This is a genomic window from Seramator thermalis (assembly GCF_004138125.1).
Taxonomy (GTDB): domain Bacteria; phylum Bacteroidota; class Bacteroidia; order Bacteroidales; family Dysgonomonadaceae; genus Seramator; species Seramator thermalis.
Genome location: NZ_RXHS01000016.1, coordinates 14,776 through 32,857, shown reverse-complemented (window position 1 = coordinate 32,857; position 18,082 = coordinate 14,776). Strand labels below are relative to the sequence as shown.

9 protein-coding genes and 2 pseudogenes are annotated in these 18,082 nt (G+C 43.6%); 2 read left to right on the top strand and 9 right to left on the bottom strand.

The features are described from left to right. Nucleotides 1-91: 91 nt before the first annotated feature. The 9 genes and pseudogenes from EJN84_RS10630 to dnaK form a co-directional block, all read right to left on the bottom strand. Nucleotides 92-1,285: an ABC transporter permease gene (locus EJN84_RS10630; protein WP_129595404.1), complete on the bottom strand. Its 1,194-nt coding sequence runs from the start codon at nt 1,283-1,285 to the stop codon at nt 92-94. 60 nt (nt 1,286-1,345) lie between these two features. Further along, complete coding sequence (locus EJN84_RS10625) at nt 1,346-2,506, bottom strand: ABC transporter permease (protein WP_129595403.1); 1,161 nt, start codon at nt 2,504-2,506, stop codon at nt 1,346-1,348. A gap of 16 nt (nt 2,507-2,522) precedes the next feature. Further along, nucleotides 2,523-3,251, bottom strand: a pseudogene (locus tag EJN84_RS10620) (ABC transporter ATP-binding protein); the annotation flags it as partial. Nucleotides 3,252-3,270: 19 nt separating this feature from the next. Then, nucleotides 3,271-4,215 carry an ABC transporter ATP-binding protein gene (locus EJN84_RS10615; RefSeq protein WP_129595402.1) on the bottom strand — a complete coding sequence of 315 codons (945 nt, stop codon included), beginning with the start codon at nt 4,213-4,215 and terminating at the stop codon, nt 3,271-3,273. Between the two features lie 38 nt (nt 4,216-4,253). After that, the gene (locus EJN84_RS10610; protein ID WP_129595401.1) at nt 4,254-5,180 is read right to left on the bottom strand and encodes an HlyD family secretion protein; all 927 of its coding nucleotides are present in this window, start codon (nt 5,178-5,180) and stop codon (nt 4,254-4,256) included. Nucleotides 5,181-5,199: 19 nt separating this feature from the next. Continuing rightward, nucleotides 5,200-6,486 (bottom strand): TolC family protein, encoded by a 1,287-nt coding sequence (locus EJN84_RS10605; protein ID WP_129595400.1) that lies wholly within the window; start codon nt 6,484-6,486, stop codon nt 5,200-5,202. A gap of 323 nt (nt 6,487-6,809) precedes the next feature. Further along, a pseudogene (locus EJN84_RS12495) lies at nt 6,810-7,164 on the bottom strand (transposase); the annotation flags it as partial. A gap of 940 nt (nt 7,165-8,104) precedes the next feature. Beyond that, complete coding sequence (locus EJN84_RS10595) at nt 8,105-9,184, bottom strand: hypothetical protein (RefSeq protein WP_129595399.1); 1,080 nt, start codon at nt 9,182-9,184, stop codon at nt 8,105-8,107. A 147-nt stretch (nt 9,185-9,331) separates the two neighbouring features. Beyond that, nucleotides 9,332-11,251 carry a molecular chaperone DnaK gene (gene dnaK, locus EJN84_RS10590; protein WP_129595398.1) on the bottom strand — a complete coding sequence of 640 codons (1,920 nt, stop codon included), beginning with the start codon at nt 11,249-11,251 and terminating at the stop codon, nt 9,332-9,334. Nucleotides 11,252-12,110: 859 nt separating this feature from the next. Between dnaK and EJN84_RS10585 the strand changes: the two genes are divergently transcribed. Continuing rightward, the gene (locus EJN84_RS10585) at nt 12,111-13,625 is read left to right on the top strand and encodes a DUF4301 family protein (RefSeq protein ID WP_129595397.1); all 1,515 of its coding nucleotides are present in this window, start codon (nt 12,111-12,113) and stop codon (nt 13,623-13,625) included. A 100-nt stretch (nt 13,626-13,725) separates the two neighbouring features. After that, nucleotides 13,726-18,072: a CusA/CzcA family heavy metal efflux RND transporter gene (locus EJN84_RS10580; protein ID WP_129595396.1), complete on the top strand. Its 4,347-nt coding sequence runs from the start codon at nt 13,726-13,728 to the stop codon at nt 18,070-18,072. Nucleotides 18,073-18,082 lie beyond the last annotated feature (10 nt).

The window sequence follows — 18,082 nt, the reverse complement described above, 5'->3', positions numbered from 1 at the left end:
ATTTTCAGCCCTTTCTGAAGTGCGACACGTTAGTGAACATTTTTCTCAAATAATTATTTTAGGACTTTTGAGTCAGAGGGAAAACAGATGCTTATGCTTTTTTTCGGTAGCTGAGTATTGCCCAGAGGTTGAAGAAGACTGCAAAACCGACCAATGCCGCAAATTTAGTCCATAAATCGCCGAAGTGGCTTCCTTTGAGATAGATGGAACGTAAGGCTTCAATCATATACCGCAGCGGACTGAAAAGGCTCATCGTCTGCACCCATTCCGGTGTGCTCGAAATGGGGGTATAAAGTCCGCTTAGGAAAATAAAATTGATGACAAAGAAAAACATCAGATACATCGCCTGCTGAATCGTATTGGCGTAGTTTGAAATAATGAGTCCCAAACCCGAAAAAGCAAGCACAAAAACCGTTGCAAACAGATAAATTTCCAAGTAACCTCCTACCGACACCATGTCATAAATAATCCAGACTACAATAAAACAAATTGTCAGTACTATGAATCCAATGATCCAATAAGGTATCAGTTTCGACAAAATGACCGGGAATCGACCAACGGGCGTAACATTCATCTGTTCGATGGTTCCCTTTTCTTTTTCACCAACGATATTCAGCGCCGGCAGAAAACCCGAAATCATCCCCAAAATCATCATGATAATTGCCGGAATCATGCTGAATTTATACTCGAGATACGGATTGAAATCGTATCGCGGCACGATTTCAAAGGCCGGTGTCTGTATTTTTGAATTGCCCGCCATGAATCGACTGCGCAAATCATTCGAGAAATTATGAATGATTTGCATCAGGTAACCACTCCCCAACGCTCCTTTAACGGCATTTACGGCATTTGCAGTAACATTCACCTGAGCGGAATAGGTGGTCATTAAGTCTTTTTCGAAAAAAGCCGGAATTTCAAGAATCACGTCTGCTCGATCCTGTTCGATATCGTTTAGGGCATCATTATAATTTTGGCGGACTGAAACCAGGTGAAAATGACCCGAAGAAACTATTTTCCGAATGAATAATGACGACGAAGGAGAATGATCGTTGTCGATGACGGCCAAATTATTGTTTTTTATTTCAAAATTGGCAACCATCGGCAATAAAGATAATGCAATCAACGGTAAAAAAATGATTACCCGAATCAAAAATTTGTTCCTTAAAATCTGCTTAAACTCCTTTTCGAGTAAAAATTTAAGTGCCCCAAAACCTCTCGGATTGAAACGTGACAACAGTTGATTGGGGTTGACAATATCTTTTATGTTTTTATTCCTTTTATTCATCCTTGCGGCAGGTTTTCATTCATTTTACATGTTAGTGAAAACAAAATATCTACTTCTCTTTTACTCCAAATGATATTTGAACGTTTTCCAACTAATTCCGATCAAGAGGATAGTCATGGAGATCAACACACCGAGTTCAGGCAAAATGGATGTAAATCCCAGCCCTTTGATCATGATCTTTTTTACTCCCGTAATGTACCACGTGGCAGGGATGAGTTTGGAAAACCATTGAAAAAATGCCGGCATATTTTCTATCGGGAAAATCATTCCCGACAACATCACGACCGGAATTACAAGTACCATTCCCGAAAACAGCAAAGCTTGGAGTTGCGAATTGGCGATGCTTGAAACAAGCAACCCCAACGAAAGTGAAAGGAAAATAAAAAGGATGGAAAATGTCACAAGCCAAAACAGACTTCCGGCAATGGGTACTTTCAGCATAAAGACCGACAGCAGCAACATGGTAGCAAGATTGACAAGCGAAATCACAAAGTAGGGAATGGTTTTGGAAAGGATGATGTACATCGGTTTGAATGGCGAAACCAGTAAAACTTCCATCGTACCAAATTCCTTTTCGCGAGCGATGGAAATGGAGGTCATCATCGAGCAGATAATCATCAAAATCATCCCCAAAATACCCGGCACAAAAAAGTAAGGCCCTTTCAGCTCCGGATTGTACATCAATTTTACCGAAGGAGTAATCTCGAAAGGAATTTGTTGAATTTTGAACAAATCTTGCTGATAAAGACCAATGATATTGGATGCATACGAAACAACCGTCATTGCCGAATTGGGATCGGTTCCATCGGTCAGCAGCTCGATTTGAGCTTTTCCCGTTCGTTGCATGTTTTCATAAAAATGGTCGCTGAAAATGACAACCATTTTCAAGTCATCTTTTAAAAACTGCTTCTCGATTTCGGCAGGATTATTCAACATCCTTACAACCGTAAAATAGTCGCTTGCCTTTATTTTTTCGATAATTCCGCGCGTTGCCACATCGTTGGAAGGATCGTAAATGGCAATCTGTGAATTCTTTACTTCCGTATTAATGGAAAAACCAAACAAAATCATCAACAAAACGGGCAAGATTAACAACAAAGCGAGCGTCGTTTGATCACGCGTGATGTGATAAAATTCTTTCTGAACAAACGAACCAAAAGTTTTCCATTGGCCGTTCGTCGGAGTTGGATGAGTATGCTCGTTTTTATTTGTCGAATTCATTTTTTTGCCGATTTTTTTAGCTGTCGCTTCGTTGAGCTTTTCGTGCAAGTTTTTGAAACACTTCGTTCATCGTATCGGCGTGAAACATTTGTTTCAAATTTTTAGGCGTATCGAGCGCTTCAATGTGTCCATCGACCATCATCGAAACCCTGTCGCAATATTCTGCTTCGTCCATATAATGCGTCGTAACAAAAACGGTGATGCCTCTGTCCGTAGCTTCGTAAATCAGTTCCCAAAATTTCCTTCGTGTGATGGGATCAACGCCACCGGTCGGTTCATCCAGAAAAACGATTTTCGGTTCGTGAAAAATAGCTACCGAAAAAGCGAGTTTCTGCTTCCAACCCAATGGAAGTGAATTTACCAGCGTATTACGTTCGTTTTCGAAACCAAGCCGCTTCAGCAAATCATTTGTCTTGCTGACAATCTGTGGTTCGGGAACTCCGTAGATACCTCCGTAAAGTCGAATATTTTCCCAAACTTTCAAATCCTCATACAACGCAAATTTTTGGCTCATGTAGCCGATGTTTCGTTTCACTTGTTCCGATTGAGTGTTAATATCATAACCGGCAACAAGTCCCTTTCCCGAAGTAGATGGCAACAAACCACAGAGCATTCGCATGGCGGTGGTTTTGCCTGCTCCGTTTGCCCCGAGAAAGCCGAATATCTCTCCTTGTTTTACTTCAAAAGAAATATGATCCACTGCCGTGAAACTGCCAAACTTTTTCGTCAAGTTATTTACTTCAATCACATTTTCCATTCGACTGTCAGTTTTGATGCATTTGTTTCGAAAGTTCCATAAAGCAATCTTCCACCGTTGGGGCGATGGGCACAACTTCCAAATCGGTGTGTCCTTTTTCGGATAAATATTTCTTCAACGCTTCCGGCGAAATCTGATTATGGATAACCGTCGCATGAGTGCTTTCGCCAAAAGCGTAGCAGCTGTCAATGGCCGGCAAACCCCGTAAATCGGTCAATAATTTTGAACGTTGCAAGCTTCGAATCGAATAAAGTGTCGGCTCAAACTGACGAACAATATTTTCAGGTGTATCAATTTTCAGAAATTCACCATCCAAAATCAATGCAATGGCATCGCAGAGGCTTGCTTCGTCCATATATGCAGTAGAAACAAGTATGGTGATTCCTTCTTCTTTCAGCTGTCGCAGCATTTCCCAAAACTCTTTTCGAGAGACAGGATCCACACCGGTAGTCGGTTCATCCAGAATCAAAAGTTTAGGCTTGTGAATCAGCGCACAACTTAATGCCAGCTTTTGCTTCATTCCTCCCGAAAGTTGACCTGCCCGTCGGTTTTTAAATGGTTCTATCTGTTGATAAATGCTTTTGATCAAGTCGTAATTTTCTTCGATCGTCGTCCCAAATACCGAAGCAAAAAACTTCAAATTTTCTTCTACGGTCAAGTCCTGATAAAGCGAAAAACGACCCGGCATATAACCAATGTTCCGACGAATTTTTTCGTATTCCGTCACTACATCGCAGCCCATAACTTCAGCTTTTCCTTCGTCGGCAAGAATCAACGTGGTGAGGATTCGAAACAAGGTCGTTTTCCCTGCCCCATCCGGACCGATTATTCCGAATATCTGATGCGGCGAAACTTTCAGGTCAATGTTTTTCAACGCCTGAATATCCGGCTTATAGGTTTTTGAAAGCTTTTCGCATTTTACGGCCCATTCGCTTTCTTGAATATTTGTCATAAATCCATTTTCGTTGAAAAAACCATTCGATTGAGGCCTCAATTGTGGAATTTCACATCGGCATACTGCCCGATTTTAAGCAGACCGTCGTTTTTGACGTTGATTTTTACGGCATATACCAAATTCGCCCTTTCATCACGAGTTTGAATGGTTTTAGGCGTAAACTCCGATTCTCCGGAAATCCAACTTACCGTTCCATCATATTCTTTGCGGTCTTCTTTGCCATAATCTACATAAACTTTTGCTTCCTGTCCGATTTTAAGTTTTGTAACCTGATCGGCCGTAACATAAGCCCTCAAAATCATCTGTTGCAAATCGCCTACTTTGAACAATGGTTTTCCGGCCCCGGTCAATTCGCCCTTTTCGGCATATTTTACAAGTACTGTTCCGGAAAGTGGGCTTTTGATTTTGCATTTCTGCAATTGATCTTCTATTTGTTCAATTTGAATTTTCAGTGCCTGATTCTGGTTCAAAATGCTATTGCTTGTCGATTCGAGATTCGATTGGGCAGCTTCGAGCTGTTTTTCGAGAACCAAAACTTGTCCGTTGACGTCGTCCAATTGTTTTTGGCTTGCGGCATTTGCTTTCACCAAATTTTCAACGCGGCGCTGCTCTTTTCGTGCAGTTTCAATTTGCTGTTGCAATGCTCCGATTTGTTTTCGAATGTCGGGAAGTGTGCTTTGCAAAGATTTTTGGGATGCTAAAAGGTGCAATTTGGATAAATAGAGCTGCGTACTGTCAACGTATCCCACGACCTGATTCTCCGTCAGGTTTTGACCTTCAACCACATCGAACGACATAATTTTGCCGTTTGCTTCGGACGAAACAATCACTTCAGTTGTTTCAAAAGTTCCGGAAGCATCATATTCATTGTTATTCAACAGTTTGTGACACGAAGTTAATCCAATGGATATGAAAAAGAAAAAGAGAAAAGTGCTGATGGAATGCCGATTATTCGATTTCATATTTTTCAGTCTTGTATTTTCAGTTGTTAATTGTATTTTTTAATTGATATGCTGCCATATAGAGCTGAATTTCGTGAAGTGAGCGGGTTTGCCTTGCCAAATTTTCGGCATTGATTTCCCGCAACAAATCGGAAACGACGATGACTCCGTTTTCAAGTTTCGACTCGGCAGCTTTTTTGATATTGCTCCGAAGCGCAATAATAGCATCGTCATTTTTCATGGTTTCCGTGAGTTTATCGATTTCGTTTTGTTGCTGAGTGGTAAGCAGCGAATTGTTGAACAGAAACGTTTCCTTTTGCGTTTCGACTTCTTTCTGATTGATATCGATTTTAGCCAGATCGTTTTTTTGAGTGTACAATCCGCCAAAATTCCACGAAAGTCTTACTCCGGCAATATAAAAAGGCGTAAATCTATTGTCGAAAAAATTGAGTCCGGGTCGTCCATAACCACCCTGTACAAACAAACCGATTTTAGGAAGATTTCCTGCAAGAATGGTTTTCCGTTGGCTTTCAAGCAAATTTTTCTGTGCATCAAGCAACGACAATTCGGGACGCCTGTTCTCCAAATTCCCTTCGAAAACGGGAAGCAACGGCTTTTCCAATGCCGTGTTTTCATCCACTTGCATTCCCGTAAAAATCGACAACATTTGGCAATACGACTTCAGGGTGCTCCTCAAATCGGTTTCCGACTGCATGGCATTGATTTGTTCTACTTTCACGGCATCCAGGTCGGAGGATTGAACAACACCGTTTTTCAAATATGCTTCCATTCGGTTATAATTATTGGCAAGTTCATCCTGCAATATGCGATTCAATTTCAACTGTTCCTTTATCAGCATGATACCGAAATAGAGGTTGTTCACTCTTTCCTTCAGAGCATACAAATCCACTTCCAGCTTTTGCTTTTCGGCTTCGGATGACGCTTTCACCGCTTCTTTCTGAGCTTGCACCATTCCGCCGTCCCACACAAGCTGATTCACTTCCACCACTGCCTGATATTGATCTTTGCTCAAGGCCGGTAAAGAAAAAGGCTGACCGCTCAATTGCGACAAAACCTGTCCTAATGCTTCGGGAATGGCCGTAACATCCGATTGATAGGTTGCTTTGGCTAATATGCCGAATTGCGGAAGATAGGCTTTGTTGGCATTCGAAAGCGTATATTCCGCAGTCTTTGCAATCAAATCATACCGCTTCAACAACGGATAATGTTCTCTTGCCTTTTTCTGGCAACTGTCCAACTGTATGGTTTGGGAAAAAATTGCAAGCGGAAACAATAAAAACAGGGGGTAAATTATTCTTTTAAACATGCAATAAAAGGTTAGATGGATACATCACAAAATTTAGTTCTCAACAGAATAGGTAGTGTAAATCAAACTGTGTCAAGATTTATTCTCTTACAATTCCGTTCCTTTTTTTATTAATGCTACAACGTTTGTCCATCGTTTTGTTGGACGCGATAAAATTACAAAAAATATTGGCTTCTCGCATCATTCGAAAAGTTTAAATCTGTCCGGAAATTTAACAGCCAATTGTTGAGCGGTTTGCCCCCCAATTGGAGAGAGGCGTTGTCCATTTCTTTCCGATGTTGCGATAAGCCGGATAAACCAACTCTTCCAATGCCGCGCATCCCGCGTGTGCTGTTGCCTAAGGCATATAAGCCGATGATGCGGTCGGAAACACTATCCGCCAAAACACGCTCGCGCTTTTTGATAAATTCGGGTTCGAATCGCGAATCGCGGTCGTGGGGAGTATGGACTCCTACTTCGCCCATACCGGTTTGAACCTGTTTGCTCGTATAGCCGTTTCGGCGATTGCCCAAAGATCGCTCTTCGCAATCCATGTGAGCATCCATCTCGCTTTCAGGTGCGGCGTTTAAAATTTTCTCCAAAAGTGGAGCAAAAGCTCCCCTTTCCTAATAGAGGCTTGCCGGATTTTAATTGCTCCGGCGCTAAGGCTTCCATCGCCTTGTAATCAAAGTCTTCCATAAATCTAATTTCTTTCTGTGTAAATGTAATATTTTTTTATTTCTTCATTCGACACAGTCCGGTTCACAGTCTTTCCGCCTCTTTCCTTCTCTCGGCGTATATTCCACTAAAACAAGGATTAAGAGTGCAAATGGCGGTTGAGGCTCTCGAATGGTGGTTGAGGCTCTCGAATGGTGGTTGAGGCTCTCGAAACCACCATAAAGCTCCCCGATATTTTCCGTTCAAGTTTGGCGCTAGCGTAATTTGGACGCAAAGCGACAGGTAGTTCGGAAACTTGCGCTAATGAAAAGAAATGGAGAAATATCATAACCCCTACACTGCCTGACGGCAGCGCTTGTCCCCTTATCTTAAGGGGACGGTTTTATATGCCAAGTGCGTCCGACTCCCCTCTTAAGATAAGAGGGGTACCGCCGAAGGCGGGGGGGTGTTATGATGTTAATGGATAATGTATAATTGACAATTGAGAATTTAAGAAAGAAGTGAAGAAATATTATACCCCCTGCATCATCCGGAATTCATCAGTAAATCGATAAATCATCTAATCGATCAGTGTTCTTTTTTTGCCGGTGTGGATATTCATTTGTACAGCGGCAATAGTTCTGCCTTTCAGGCAGAGAGATTGCAGGGACGTCTTCGTCCGCAGGTCGGTGACCTGTGGTTATGAAGGTTATTGCCTTTCAGGCAAAAGCAAGCCGGTGAATTGAAAACTTCGACCATGATGGATATTTCTGTATTCAAGGATGTTTTTTGGCTTGAAAAGCCGAATTTTCATAACCGCAGAATTTAGTCTGCGGCATGAATCGTCTTCAGAAACCTGCCTGAAAGGCAGTACTTTTCCATCGCCGGCGCAGACATCCGTCTGTGCCACTAATAAAAACGGCACAAGTAAATACGTGCGCCGGCAAGGTGTTGAACGAAAAACTTTATGAACTTTGTAACTTTACGAACTTTCTAAAATAGCTTGATAATCCTTTTCCACCTTACCAAGATATCGGTCCGCCTGATATTTGCCTCGATCTTCTTTGGAATAGGGATTTAAAACCAGGCAATTCCCTTTCACGGTTCTTACGTCGGTATGGAAGGCTTTGGCAATATGCAGGTATATGTTTACCTTGCTCAGGGCATAAGATTTGTGCAAACTGTCGAGGTATCCCAAATAGGATAGCATGGCAATGGAATAGGGTAGCGGGTTTTCGATGATCTTTCGTATGAGCCGATTTTGGGGAACGGAACTCAGCGTGCTTATTTTGGGCAATTGGTCGAAACGGTAAAACTCAACTTCATCCATGAAAGTCGAATATTTTTCGTGTGCGTATTGTCGGACAAAACTTTCGTCTTTTTTCAGTTGGAAAGATGGCGAAATTAGCCCCGCATCCGTTTCCATTACATCGATTTCCCGAATAAATTGTTCTTCCGAAAACGGTTTTTTCACGATCATATTGTAAATATCCCCAACGGTCAGTAAATCGTTTTGGGGAATAAATTTTGCAAAATCGACTTGTATTTCGAGCAGACAGCATACGCATGCGTCGAACAAATAATGAAAAATGTATGCACACTCCTTTTGATTGCAATCGGCGTCCGAATAGACTTCTTTTGAACAAATGTTTTCGTCGGCGAACTTTCTTTGTTCGATAAGGGCCTGGATTTCGACCAACAAATCGATTAGCTCTTTCCGACTTTTATCTATTTTGTAGGCAATCAGATTTTTGCTATTTTTTTCTTCTTTTATTAACTGATTGATCATCCCTGTAGTATCGTTATCGATTAAGCACAGGTAATATTTTATTTTGGCCGTAAAAGGGGCCTCGCTACGGCTGATCTGGTAGTGGGGGGACGAGTTTTTGGGCGTACGGACAAAATTTCGTAATAGATCGATATAATGCGGCTCTCGAAAGTAAGCTCCCGTTAACCATGGCCTGAGATGGCCATAGATGATTTCGTGGAAATTGTATTTTTGTTCGGTACCCACAATTGAATTTGGCTGAATAACAGGATCATCGATGTTTGTTAGCGACATGATACTAAAGGTGAATAGGTCGAAAATTCTCTCTCTTTCGGCGTTCTTCGAGATTGAGCCCGGCCGGGAGAGACTGCAAATAAAAACCACTGTAAAACAAGTATTTACAGTGGTTTGAATAGGGATATTAATCCTTGTTTTTCGAGTTTATTTTACTTCCTCAAAATCTACATCCGTCACATCGCCATCGGTTTTGTTGCCACTATTGTTGCTTTGCGACTGGCTGCCGGGATCGGCCGATGAGTATTGCTGACCCGCACCTGCATTAGTCGCATTGTACATATCCTGCGAAGCAGCTTGGAAAACGGTATTCAGCTCGTTGGTAGCGGCCTCGATACCCGCCAAATCCTGAGCCTTGTGGGCATCTTTCAGTTTGTTGAGCGCGGCCTCGATCGGTGCTTTCTTGTCGGCAGGAATCTTGTCTCCCCATTCTTTCAGCTGTTTCTCGGTTTGGAAGATCAACGAGTCGGCCTGATTCAGCTTGTCGATGCGCTCTTTTTCGCGTCTGTCGGCTTCGGCATTGGCGGCAGCTTCTTCTTTCATGCGCTTGATTTCCTCTTCGCTCAGTCCGGACGAAGCCTCGATGCGGATCTTCTGTTCCTTACCGGTAGCCTTGTCCTTAGCCGATACATTGAGAATGCCGTTGGCATCGATATCGAACGTAACTTCGATTTGAGGAACACCACGCGGTGCAGGTGGCAGGCCGTCGAGATTGAACACGCCGATCTGTTTGTTGTCGCGCGCCATTGCACGTTCACCTTGCAGAACATTGATCTGTACCGAAGGTTGGTTATCGCTTGCCGTCGAGAATATTTCGCTCTTGCGGGTAGGAATGGTGGTATTGGCTTCGATGAGTTTTGTCATCACGCCTCCCAGTGTTTCGATACCCAGCGAAAGCGGAGTAACATCGAGCAACAACACATCTTTTATTTCGCCCGTGAGCACGGCTCCCTGTATAGCAGCACCAAGGGCAACCACTTCGTCGGGATTAACGCCCTTGTGCGGAGCTTTGCCAAAAAGTTTTTCGACCAATGCCTGAACGGCAGGGATACGTGTCGATCCTCCTACCAGAATCACTTCGTCAATGTCCGAATTGCTCAATCCTGCATCTTTCATCGCCGTTTGACAAGGAGCGATACATTTTCGCAACAGATCGTCAATCAACTGTTCGAATTTGGCCCGAGTCAGTGTTTTCACCAAGTGTTTGGGTATTCCGTTTACCGGCATGATGTATGGCAGGTTGATTTCGGTAGTCGTAGAACTCGACAATTCGATTTTGGCTTTTTCGGCGGCCTCTTTCAGTCGTTGCAAAGCCATCGGATCCTTGCGAAGATCGATGCCTTCTTCCTTCTGAAACTCTTCGGCTAACCAGTCTATAATTCGCTGGTCGAAATCGTCACCTCCCAGATGGGTATCGCCATTAGTCGATTTTACTTCGAAAACGCCATCTCCCAATTCGAGAATCGAGATATCGAATGTTCCTCCTCCCAAATCGAATACGGCTATCTTCGAGTCTTTGTTTTTCTTGTCCAACCCATAGGCTAATGCTGCCGCTGTAGGTTCGTTGACGATACGTTGTACTTTTAATCCCGCAATTTCGCCTGCCTCTTTGGTCGCTTGACGCTGCGAATCGTTAAAGTATGCCGGAACGGTGATTACCGCTTCCTTCACTTCCTGACCCAGATAATCCTCGGCGGTTTTCTTCATTTTTTGAAGAATGATAGCCGAAATCTCCTGTGGCGTATATAATTGTCCGTCAATTTCTACGCGAGGGGTGTTGTTTTCTCCTCTGGCTACTTTATAGGGCATTTGGGAGATTTCGTTGAGTACTTCATCATACTTTCGACCCATAAAACGTTTGATCGAAAACACAGTCCGGGTAGGATTGGTAATTGCCTGACGTTTAGCCGGATCTCCTACCTTCCGTTCGCCGTTATCCAAAAACGCTACCACGGACGGCGTAGTGCGTTTGCCTTCGTTGTTGGGGATAACCACCGGCTCGCTGCCTTCCATTACGGCGACACACGAGTTGGTCGTTCCCAAGTCTATTCCAATTATTTTTCCCATAGTCTTTATATTAATTTATTTGAATTTCTGTTCCATTTTTTTGTTTACATTTTTGATTGAACAAATGATGTGCCAAAAAAATTTGAGGATCGAATTTTATGACAGATTGTCGGTTTTGCATAAAAGGTAAACAATGCACAAAAAATTGGAGCACAGGGAGCAAACGAATAAGCGGCTCCCACGAATGGTGGTGTTATTTTTTGTATTCCTGCTTTTCGCCGGACTCGCATTTGCAAAGGATTACGAATTTTAAAGAATGATCCAATTCGTAAATCCCGCATCAAGAGTTTTGCGTTGAGCCTCAGCCTCGTTGTGATTATTTTTTGCCGCGCAAACACAAAGACGCGAAGTTGGTCTTATTTTCAGATCATCATGACACCTGCAATGCCTGACGGCAGTGCTTGTCCCCCTTAATAAGATAAAGGACAGGTAATAAGTTAAGTGTGATCCCAATGCAATCCCCTCTTAAGATAAGAGGGGGTACTGCCGAAAATTTGAAAAATTCGTGGGATATGTTCGGCCATGACGGATTCTTCTGACGCGTATTTCCGGAAGCAAAATCGGAAGTATAATTTTATAGTTTTGCCGATTTTTTCATGATAATACTTCGGTCGTATTTGCGTCGTATTTGCGTCGTACTTGGTTCGAATATCTTTTCTCCCTTTTTTGGAGCTTTTATAATGGCCGGCGTTTGGTTATCCCTGCAGGTATCGATTCTCTTTTTGCAATTGGTATTTCCTTTCCTTTCCTGCAAATTAATTTCGATACTTGCGTGTGAATTAAAAATTTTTATGTATGTTTGGAAACAGAAACAGTTATAGTAATGCAAGTATAATATTCCATTAAAAACGTTGATATTATGTTTACTCCCCGTGATTTAGCACAGATAAAAGAGATGAACTTGAGCCTTGACGAAGTGGAAGAGCAGTTGAAGCGCTTCAAGCAGGGATTCCCTTATTTAACCATCATCTCGGCAGCAACAATAGATAAGGGAATTATGCGCATCCCTGAAACGGCCGAAAAACAATATATTGAAGAATGGGCTCATTTTCTGCGAGACGATCATCAAGTGGTGAAGTTTGTGCCGGCTTCGGGTGCGGCAAGTCGCATGTTTAAAGATTTGTTCGCGTTTTTAGGCGCAGATTATGCCGTGCCGACCACTGAAGCCGAAAAAACTTTTTTCGGGAATATCGACAAATTTGCGTTTTACCTCTCTCTCGATGCTTCATGCAAAGACTTATACGGCCATAGCGTGTCCGAGTTGGTGGAAAGAGGCCGATATAAGGATGTGGTGTCTGCTCTGCTTATGCCCGACGGCCTGAACTACGGATATCTGCCGAAAGGATTGTTGCTTTTTCATAAATACCCCGAAGGGAATCGCACACCGGTTGGCGAGCATCTTACCGAAGGATCGTATTATGCGATGAACAGAGATAGGGAAGTGAACATTCATTTTACGGTATCGCCGGAGCATCGACCCTTTTTTGAAGCATTGGTAGGAGCCCGCAAATCGGCTTATGAAATGAAACTCGATTGTTTTTTCGATGTTTCGTACAGTGAACAAAAGCCCTGCACCAACACCATTGCGGTGGACATGAACGACGAACCGTTCAGGGAAGAAGACGGATCGCTGCTGTTTCGTCCCGGAGGGCATGGAGCACTCATCGAAAATCTGAATGATGTTGATGCCGAAATCGTTTTCATCAAAAACATCGATAATGTAGTGCCCGACAGACTTAAACCCCATGAGGCACAGTATAAAAAGTTGTTGGCCGGTGTGCTTGTCCGCTTGAGGCAGCGCGCTTTTGGATACTTGGAAAAACTGGAAAAAGGCAATTGTTCGACTGAAGAATTGGCAGAAATGTTTGAATTTACCAAAAACGAATTGTGTATTATTCCACCCGAAGGAGGACTGACTGAATCTCTGCCCGATTATTTGAAGCGCAAACTCGACAGACCTTTTCGTGTGTGCGGGATGGTGAAAAACGTAGGCGAGCCGGGGGGCGGCCCGTTTATCGTGAAAAATGCCGATGGCACGGCTTCGCTGCAGATTCTCGAAAGCTCTCAAATCGACCCGAATGATCCAAAAGCGATGGAGGCATTGAAAAAAAGTTCGCATTTCAATCCTGTGGATCTGGTTTGTGCTGTGAAGGACAGGAAAGGAAAAAAATATCATCTGCCTGATTATGTGGATAAAAATACCGGCTTTATTTCGAAGAAGTCGAAAAACGGGAAGGAGTTGAAAGCGCTCGAACTTCCGGGATTGTGGAATGGGGGCATGAGCGATTGGAACACCATTTTCGTGGAAGTGCCCATCAGCACCTTCAATCCGGTGAAAACCGTGAACGATTTGCTGCGTCCCGAACATCAATAAATTGGCGGGCGTCGAAGCGGGCGGGCCTCAAAAGAGTTTTTTTATACGGCTTTTTCGTTGATTCGCAACGCATAATGAAGGTCAATACTAATCACAGGGTATGTTAGACAGTATCATACAATTTAGTGTAAAGCACAAACTCGTCATCGTACTTTTTGTACTGGTGATCATCGTTTTCGGTAGTTTCTCTTTAAGTAAGCTTTCGGTTGGAGCCGTACCCGATATTACCAACAACCAGGTGCAAATCATCACGGTATCCACTAATCTTTCCACCCAGGATGTAGAACAATACATCACGATGCCTGTGGAACTGGCGATGGCCAATCTGCCCGGAGTAGCGGAAATCAGATCGATATCCAAATTCGGGTTATCGGTGGTCACGATTGTTTTCGATGAAAATTTGGGAACCTATCTTCCCCGACAATTGATAGCCGAAAAAATAGTAGAAGCCTCCGAAAATATTCCCGAAGGATTTGGTACACCCATGATGGGTCCGGTAACAACCGGATTGGGCGAAATTTATCAATATATTCTCGATGTGAAACCGGGGTACGAAGATCGTTATTCGATCATGGATTTGCGCACTATTCAGGATTGGATCGTGAAAAGGCAACTTTCGGGGATACCGGGTGTGGTTGAGGTGAATACCTGGGGTGGATATCTGAAACAGTATGAAATATCGATCAATCCTGAGCTGCTACGCAGTCAGGGTATTACTCTCCTTGAAGTATTCGATGCGCTGAAATCCAATAATAACATTACCGGAGGTTCATACATCGAGAAAAACAATCAGAGTTATTTCATCAGAGGCGATGGGACAGTGAAATCGCTTGATGACATTCGTAGAATTGTCATCAAAAACCGAAACGGATCGCCCATTTTGATAGGCGACATTGCACAGGTCGGATTCGGATATGCAACCCGTTTTGGAGCCATCACCGCCAATGGGGAAGGTGAAAAGGTGATGGGACAGGTGATGATGCTTAAAGGCGCCGATTCGCAACAAACCATTCAGGCGGTGAAAGCACGAGTAGAGGAAGTACAGCAATCGCTTCCGGAAGGAGTTTACATAAATCCGATCGTTGATCGTAGCGAACTGATAAGAAAGACAACTCTGACCATTTTCGAAAACCTGTTACTTGGTATCGTGATTGTCATCCTGATCGTGATGCTCATATTGGGAAATATTCGCACAGCACTCATCATCGCTTCGGTTATCCCCCTATCGCTGCTTTTCACGCTATCGATGATGTATTTGTTGAAGATCGATGCCAATCTGATGAGTCTGGGGGCGTTGGACTTCGGAATTATTATCGACGGAGGAGTGATCGTGGCTGAGTATATTGCGTTGATGCTCAATAGAAACAGTCGGATCTTAGGCCAGATTACGGGTTCCGATCGGAAGTTTGTAACTGACAACATCACGATTGAGGGGGCTTCGAAAATGATGAATTCCGCCATCTTCGGACAAATCATTATTCTCATCGTATTTGTCCCAATTCTCACGCTGACAGGGGTAGAGGGAAAAATGTTTCGACCGATGGCAATCACCTTTTGTTTCGCGGTGATTGGGGCTTCGATATTGGGTATGACCTGGCTTCCGGTTGCGTCGGCTCTCTTCATGAAACCGAAAGTGGAAAATGAAAATTCGAATTCGAAATTGATGGAGTTTGCCTATCGTACCTACAAACCTTCGTTGCAGTGGGCTTGGAGGCATAAAAGAATAATTGTGGCGGGAGCCGTCCTGTTGCTGCTGTCTGTTGTCTTCATCTTCCCGAGATTGGGTGCCGAATTTACCCCGACGCTCGATGAAGGTGATTTTGTGATACAACCGGTACTCAAAACAGGCACTTCGTTACAAAAAACCATCGAGATGACCACGCAGATGGAGAAAATACTGAAGGATAATTTTGTGGAAGTGGACAAGATCGTTAGCCGTATCGGTGCTGCTGAAGTGCCTACCGATCCGATGTCGATGGAGGAGATAGATATGATTATCCGTTTGAAACCCAAAAAAGAATGGGTAAATGCCAAAACAAAGGAGGAATTGGCCGATAAGTTTAAGGAAGCGCTTTCAGTTTTTCCCGGCATCGAATATGAATTTACCCAACCCATCGAAATGCGATTCAACGAATTGGTGACCGGCGTTCGATCGGATATTGCGGTGAAAATTTTTGGGGAAGATTTGGATTATCTTGCCGAAAAAGCCAATGAAATCGGAAACATTGCTTCGACCATTCCCGGTGCAGCCGACGTGATTGTGGAAAAAACGGTCGGGCTGCCGCAAATGCGGGTAACTTACAATCGCGAAAAATTGGCATATTACGGAGTGTCTATCGAGCAAATGAATCAGTATCTGTCGATGGCTTTCAGTGGGGAAAAGGCGGGAGACGTGTATGAACAGGAAAGACGTTTCGATTTGGTTGTCCGCTTCAATGAAGATTTCCGTAAGGATATCGACCATATCCGCCGCATGTATGTAAGTTTGCCTGATGGCAATCAGGTGCAGTTGAGCGAATTGGCGGCCATCGAATATACTACCGGACCTGCCAAAATTTCGCATGAGGATACCCGTAGGCGAGTTACCGTGAGCATCAATGTTCGCAATCGCGACCTTCAATCGGTGATAACCGACATTCAACAGAAAGTAGAAAAGGATGTAGATTTGCGACCGGGTTATTATATCGATTACGGAGGGCAGTACGAAAATCTGAAAAATGCCTCCAATCGCTTGATGATCATCGTTCCGATTGCGTTGGCTCTGGTTTTTTTGTTACTTAACTTTGCATTCAATTCGCTGAAAGTTACCACCATCATCTTTTCGTCAATACCGCTCTCGATAGTGGGGGGCGTACTGTTTCTGTGGATACGCGGTATGCCTTTCAGCATTTCGGCAGGAGTGGGATTTATAGCACTCTTTGGTGTAGCTGTGCTCAACGGCATCGTGCTCATCGAACATTTTCAGGAGTTGAACGAAACCGAAAGAAATACATCCATGTATGATATTATTTTTAAGGGATCGGTCGATCGATTGCGTCCCGTCATTCTCACTGCGGCGTCCGCCGCATTGGGCTTTTTGCCGATGGCCATCTCTACATCGGCAGGGGCCGAAGTGCAAAGACCTCTGGCTACGGTGGTCATCGGTGGATTGGTCACCTCTACATTTCTTACCATGATCATGTTGCCTCTGTTGTACGGATATTTTATGGACGAAACGCGAAAGAAAAACAAATCTCCCCGACATTGGTTTGGAAAACGAAAATTGTCTGTAATACTGTTTCCCTTATTATTCCTTGCTCCGAGTATGTTGTCGGCCCAAAAGACGATTTCGTTGCAAGAAGCCATAGAAACGGGTATTGCTCACAATCGGGAGCTGAACGCCTACCGGCTGCAAGTAAATCAAAGCATTGCAAGCGTACCTTCGGCTTATTCTATCGGAAAAACCGGCATTTATTATGGATACGATGCGAACAATGTTGCCGAAAATGGTCACCCGTTGTATGTAGTGGGGGCAACGCAGGAGTTCGACTTTCCGTCGGTGTATGCTGCGCAACGTCGGGCCAATAAGATTGCCGTATCGGTTTCGGACGCCCAATATCGGCAGGTTTTGAACCGTTTGACCAAAAACATTACCCAACGTTATCAGCACATCGTTTATCTGCAAAACAAGGAAAAGGAATATGCTTATATTTCGGATATTTATGCTCGTTTTTCGCAATCTGCCAACCGACAGTATGAGCAAGGAGAAATAACCTACCTCGAAAAGTTGAATGCTCAGGCTAAACAACAGCAGATAGAGATTCGTCTCCGACAAGTGAAAGTGGATTTGCAGACGGCGTATCAACAGTTGAAATTGCTATTGCAAACGGATGAAGAATTTTTAGTGGCTGATCAACCTCTCGAACCGTTTATGGTAGCTCCGTCGTCTATCCAAGCCGGATTGAAGGTGTACGACGAACGTTTGCGATATGAGCAGGCAATGCTGGGTGTGGAGCGAAACAGGCTTTTGCCCAACATCAGTATCGAACTTTTCAATGGAACCAATCGTTACGAAAATGCTCGCAACTATTGGGGTTGGCAGGTGGGAATTGCGGTACCCCTGTTTTTTGGAGAACAAAAATCGAAAATTCAGGCTCGGAAATATGGCGTTGAGATTGCCGAAAATTTGAGACAAAATTACCGGCTATCGCTGGATACACGTCGCACCGAATTGATGAACGAGTTGGAGAAATATCGTTCTCATATTGTCTATTATCAGTCTTCGGGCAAGCACATCAGCGATGAGCTCATCAAGTTTGCCCAACGAAGTTATGACGTTGGCGAAATTGATTTTTTTCGATATATTCAAAGCATAGAAAATGCAAGCGATATTCGGTTGGAGTATCTCGACAATTTGGCAAGTTATAACCAAACTGCTATCGAACTAAACTATTTGGACATCGAATGAGAAAAAATCA

Bases quoted from the DNA above. Each gene is read 5' to 3' on its own strand.
- EJN84_RS10615 (WP_129595402.1), bottom strand. From the start codon at position 4,215: ATGACAAATATTCAAGAAAGCGAATGGGCCGTAAAATGCGAAAAGCTT.
- EJN84_RS10630 (WP_129595404.1), bottom strand. From the start codon at position 1,285: ATGAATAAAAGGAATAAAAACATAAAAGATATTGTCAACCCCAATCAA.
- EJN84_RS10585 (WP_129595397.1), top strand. From the start codon at position 12,111: ATGTTTACTCCCCGTGATTTAGCACAGATAAAAGAGATGAACTTGAGC.
- EJN84_RS10610 (WP_129595401.1), bottom strand. From the start codon at position 5,180: ATGAAATCGAATAATCGGCATTCCATCAGCACTTTTCTCTTTTTCTTT.
- EJN84_RS10580 (WP_129595396.1), top strand. From the start codon at position 13,726: ATGTTAGACAGTATCATACAATTTAGTGTAAAGCACAAACTCGTCATC.
- EJN84_RS10625 (WP_129595403.1), bottom strand. From the start codon at position 2,506: ATGAATTCGACAAATAAAAACGAGCATACTCATCCAACTCCGACGAAC.
- EJN84_RS10605 (WP_129595400.1), bottom strand. From the start codon at position 6,486: ATGTTTAAAAGAATAATTTACCCCCTGTTTTTATTGTTTCCGCTTGCA.
- dnaK (WP_129595398.1), bottom strand. From the start codon at position 11,251: ATGGGAAAAATAATTGGAATAGACTTGGGAACGACCAACTCGTGTGTC.
- EJN84_RS10595 (WP_129595399.1), bottom strand. From the start codon at position 9,184: ATGTCGCTAACAAACATCGATGATCCTGTTATTCAGCCAAATTCAATT.